Annotated in this window: 5 protein-coding genes; 4 read left to right on the top strand and 1 reads right to left on the bottom strand. The window is 72.1% G+C overall.

Going from position 1 to position 3816, the window contains the following annotated elements; translation table 11 throughout:
* The 3 genes from ACVNF4_RS33620 to ACVNF4_RS33610 form a co-directional block, all read left to right on the top strand.
* Nucleotides 1–351, top strand: a 351-nt coding sequence (locus tag ACVNF4_RS33620) for a hypothetical protein (protein WP_461806661.1), incomplete at its 5' end; no start/stop codon positions are given.
* Nucleotides 348–1853 (top strand): DUF5719 family protein, encoded by a 1506-nt coding sequence (locus ACVNF4_RS33615; RefSeq protein WP_461806660.1) that lies wholly within the window; start codon nucleotides 348–350, stop codon nucleotides 1851–1853. The genes ACVNF4_RS33620 and ACVNF4_RS33615, both read left to right, overlap by 4 nt.
* Before the next feature lie 116 nt (nucleotides 1854–1969).
* A complete protein-coding gene (locus ACVNF4_RS33610) occupies nucleotides 1970–2770 on the top strand; it encodes an HAD-IIB family hydrolase (RefSeq protein WP_461806659.1) in 801 nt (266 codons plus the stop codon).
* A gap of 18 nt (nucleotides 2771–2788) precedes the next feature.
* Here the strand turns inward: ACVNF4_RS33610 and ACVNF4_RS33605 are convergent, their stop codons facing one another.
* Nucleotides 2789–3238 carry a metallopeptidase family protein gene (locus ACVNF4_RS33605; RefSeq protein ID WP_461806658.1) on the bottom strand — a complete coding sequence of 150 codons (450 nt, stop codon included), beginning with the start codon at nucleotides 3236–3238 and terminating at the stop codon, nucleotides 2789–2791.
* Nucleotides 3239–3500: 262 nt separating this feature from the next.
* On the opposite strand from ACVNF4_RS33605, the gene ACVNF4_RS33600 reads away from it, so the two are divergent.
* The coding region (locus ACVNF4_RS33600; RefSeq protein WP_461806657.1) for a DUF3499 domain-containing protein at nucleotides 3501–3816 on the top strand (316 nt) is incomplete at its 3' end.

Below are 3816 nucleotides of genomic sequence, written 5' to 3'. Positions count from 1 at the left end.
CTGCGCGACCGCGCGGAGGCCGAGGAGACCCCGGACGCGGACGGCCCGCACCCCGAGGCACCCCCGGCGGCCGTCCCGCAGCAGCAGCCGTACGGCGAGTGGGACACCCCCGAGTACGCGGGCGCCGAGCAGTACCAGTACCCCGCCCAGGGCTACGACCAGAACGGCGCCCAGTACGACCCGTACCAGGCGGGCCAGTACGACCCCTACGGCTACGACGGCCAGCAGCAGCAACAGCAGCAGCCGTACGACCAGGGCTACGGCAACCAGCAGCCCTACGACCCCTCCTACCAGCAGGGCTACGACCAGGCGCAGCAGCCGTACCAGCGCCCCGACGGGAGCCAGCAGTGAAACGCACCACCGTGTCCCTGATCGCCGGGACGGCCGCGCTCGCCGCCGTCACCGCCTTCGCCGTCGTCCAGGAACCCGCGCAGGCCGGCACCGGCGCGGCCACAGCGGCGTCCCGGCTGCCCGTCGAGCGCACCGCCCTGGTCTGCCCGGCGCCCAGCACCTCCGACCTCGCCGACACGCAGTACACGTCCTTCACCCCGGTCACCGAAGGCACTGGCGGCGACGGCAAGGCGACGCTCGCGGGCGTCACGGAGGCCGCGGGCGCCGCGAGCGCCCCGCAGAAGCCGCAGAAGGGCAAGCCGAAACCGGCCGGCAAGACCCCCCTCACCCCCGGCGCCCCCGGCAAGCCCGTCACCGGCGAGGTCACCGGCGGCAGCGCGCCCGCCCTGACCGGCACCGCCGAGGGCAAGTACGCGCCGGGCTGGACCCTCCAGGCCACCACCGGCGTCGCCGCCGGCACCGGCCGAGGCCTCCTCGGCGTCACCTGCGGCCCCCCGGACACCGAGTTCTGGTTCCCCGGCACCAGCACCGCCGCCGACCGCACCGACTATCTCCACCTCACCAACCCGGACGACGCGGCGGCCGTCGTCGACGTCGAGCTGTACGGCCCCGAAGGCACCCTGGAGTCCTCCGTGGGCGACGGCATCACCGTCCCCGCCCACTCCAGCGAGCCGATCCTCCTGTCGACGCTGACGACCGAGAAGCTCGACGACGTCACCCTCCACGTGAACGTCCGCAGCGGACGCGTCGGCGCCGCCGTCCAGGCCCTCGACGACAAACTCGGCGGCGACTGGCTCACCGCCTCCACCGACCCGGCGAACACGCTGGTCATCCCCGGCATCCCCAAGGACGCCACGGCCGTCCGCCTCGTCGCCTTCACCCCGGACGACTCCGACGCCGACGTGAAGATCCAGCTCGCCTCCACCAACGGCCTCATCACGCCCGCCGGGCACGAGTCGCTCCACATCAAGGCCGGCAGCACCGCCTCCGCCGACCTCGGCGACGTCACGCGCGGGGAGGCCGGTTCGCTGATCCTGTCCCCGGGGGACGTCTCCACCCCGTTCGTCGCGGCCGTCCGCGTCACGCGCGGCAAGGGCAACAGCCAGGAGACGTCGTTCATCCCGGCCACCGCCCCCGTCGGCACGCGCGCGTCCGTCCTCGGCAACACCGCCAAGGGGACGACCCTGTCGATCACCGCGCCCAAAGCCGGCGCCCAGGTCAAGGTCACCGCGTCGGCGGGCACCGAAGGAGGCACGGCCGCCTCCAAGACGTACACGATCAAGGCGGGCACCACCCAGGACGTCGCCCTCCCGGTCCCGGCCGGCCTCAAGGGCACGTACGCGCTGACCGTCGAGACCCTCTCCGGAGGGCCCGTCTACGCCTCCCGCACCCTCGTCTCCACCGACGAGGACACCCCGGGATTCACCACCCAGACCCTCCCCGACGACCGGGGCACGGTGGCCGTCCCGGACAGCACGCAGGACCTCTCGATCCTCAACTGACCACGCCGCGGGGGCCCGTGCGGACCCGCCTTGACGCCTTCTTCCGATTTACGGAGGATACGGATTCCGGGCAAAAAGCGCGGCCCCGCAGGCAGCACAAGGAAAAGGACCTCGCATTGGCACCGTCGGCTCGCATCGTCGTGTTCGACCTGGACGACACGCTCGCCCTCTCCAAATCGAAGATCGCCCCGCGTATGACGGAGCGCCTGCTGCGCCTGCTCGCCGAGAAGCCCGTCTGCATCATCTCCGGCGGCCGCTACGAGCAGTTCCAGGCCCAGGTGCTGGAGGAACTGCCGCTCACCCCTGAACTCGCCACCCGGCTGCACCTGATGCCGACCTGCGGCACGCGCTACCTCCGCTGGGAGGACGGCGCCTGGCAGGACGTCTACTGCGAGAACCTCGCCGAGGACGAGAAGGCGCAGATCATCGAGGTCCTCACCGAAGGCGCCAAGTCGCTCGGCCTGTGGGCGGAAAAGACCTGGGGCGACATCATCGAGGACCGAGGCAGTCAGGTCACCTTCTCCGCGCTCGGCCAGCAGGCCCCCCACCAGGAGAAGGCCGCCTGGGACCCGGACGGCTCCCGCCGCCGCGCCCTGTGGGAGTACGCCTCCGCCCGCCTGCCCGGCCTTGAGGTCCGCAGCGGCGGCTCGACGTCCATCGACGTCACGAAGAAGGGCATCGACAAGGCGTACGGCATGCAGCGCCTCCTGGAGTTCCTCGAACTCCCCAAGGAGGACGTCCTGTTCGTCGGCGACCGCCTCGACGAGGGCGGCAACGACTACCCCGTCCGCGCGATGGGCGTCCCCAGCATCGCCGTCACCGGCTGGGAGCAGACCGTCGACGTCATCGACACGATCCTCGGCGACCGGGTCGACGGCCCCGTCCCGGGCGTCCTCGACCCGCTCGACGTGCGCTGAGGGTGTGTGCTGAGGGGGTCAGTCCTCGCCGTACCGCGGGTCGACCGTCTCCGGCGTGAGGCCCAGCAGTTCGGCGACCTGCTCGACGACGATCTCGTGGACGAGGGCGGCGCGTTCGTCGCGCCCCTTCGTCCGGATCTCCACCGGCCGCCGGTAGACGACGACCCGCGCGCGGCGGGCCCCCGCCGCCGGGGCGACCCCGCCGAGCGGCACCGCCTCGTCGTTCCACGGACCGCCGGGGCCGTCCAGTTGGGGTACCTCCAGGACCATGAAGTCGATGTCCGCGAGCTGCGGCCAGCGCCGCTCAAGCCGCTCCACCGAGTCCTGCACGAGATCGGCGAACTGCTCGGCACGGCTCGCGGCGAGCGGCACCTGGGGCGGCGCGATCGGGCCGCGCATGCCCCGCCCGTGGCGGTCACGGCGGCGGGGCCCGGGGCCTGCGGCACGGGGCGGTACGGGGCTCTCCATCACTACTGAAGCGTAGTCCCCGCTCAGGCCGCCGTACCGCGCTCGTCCCCATGTCGCAGGATGACCATTCCAGCCAAGGTTGGGCTCGATTCGGCATCTCTCCGAGACCGCCGATCTCATGGCTATTGGTGGGGTTTGCACCGACCCGTGACCGGTTCCGTTCCTCGACCACCGGCCGAAAACTGGTGTTCACGCAGGTCAGCGGGGTATGACAGGAACAGCATGTGCGCGGTTTCACAGCACGACACGGTGGAGTGACCTGGTGGAGAGTCGTCGCGGCCCGCTCAAGAGTGCGGTACCGTCCAACGTCGTGAGCCCTGTACGTCGCTGTTCGCGCACCGCCTGCGGCCGACCCGCCGTCGCGACGCTGACGTACGTCTACGCCGACTCGACGGCCGTCCTCGGACCCCTCGCGACCTACGCGGAACCCCACTGCTACGACCTGTGCGCCGAGCACTCCGAGCGCCTCACCGCGCCGCGCGGCTGGGAGGTCGTCCGCCTCCTCGACGCCTCCGCCCCGGCCCGGCCCAGCGGTGACGACCTCGAAGCCCTCGCCAACGCCGTCCGCGAGGCCGCCC

The organism is Streptomyces sp. S6, assembly GCF_054880855.1.
The sequence above is the reverse complement of the archived record's forward strand: the minus strand, read 5'-3'. Positions and strand labels throughout refer to the sequence as shown.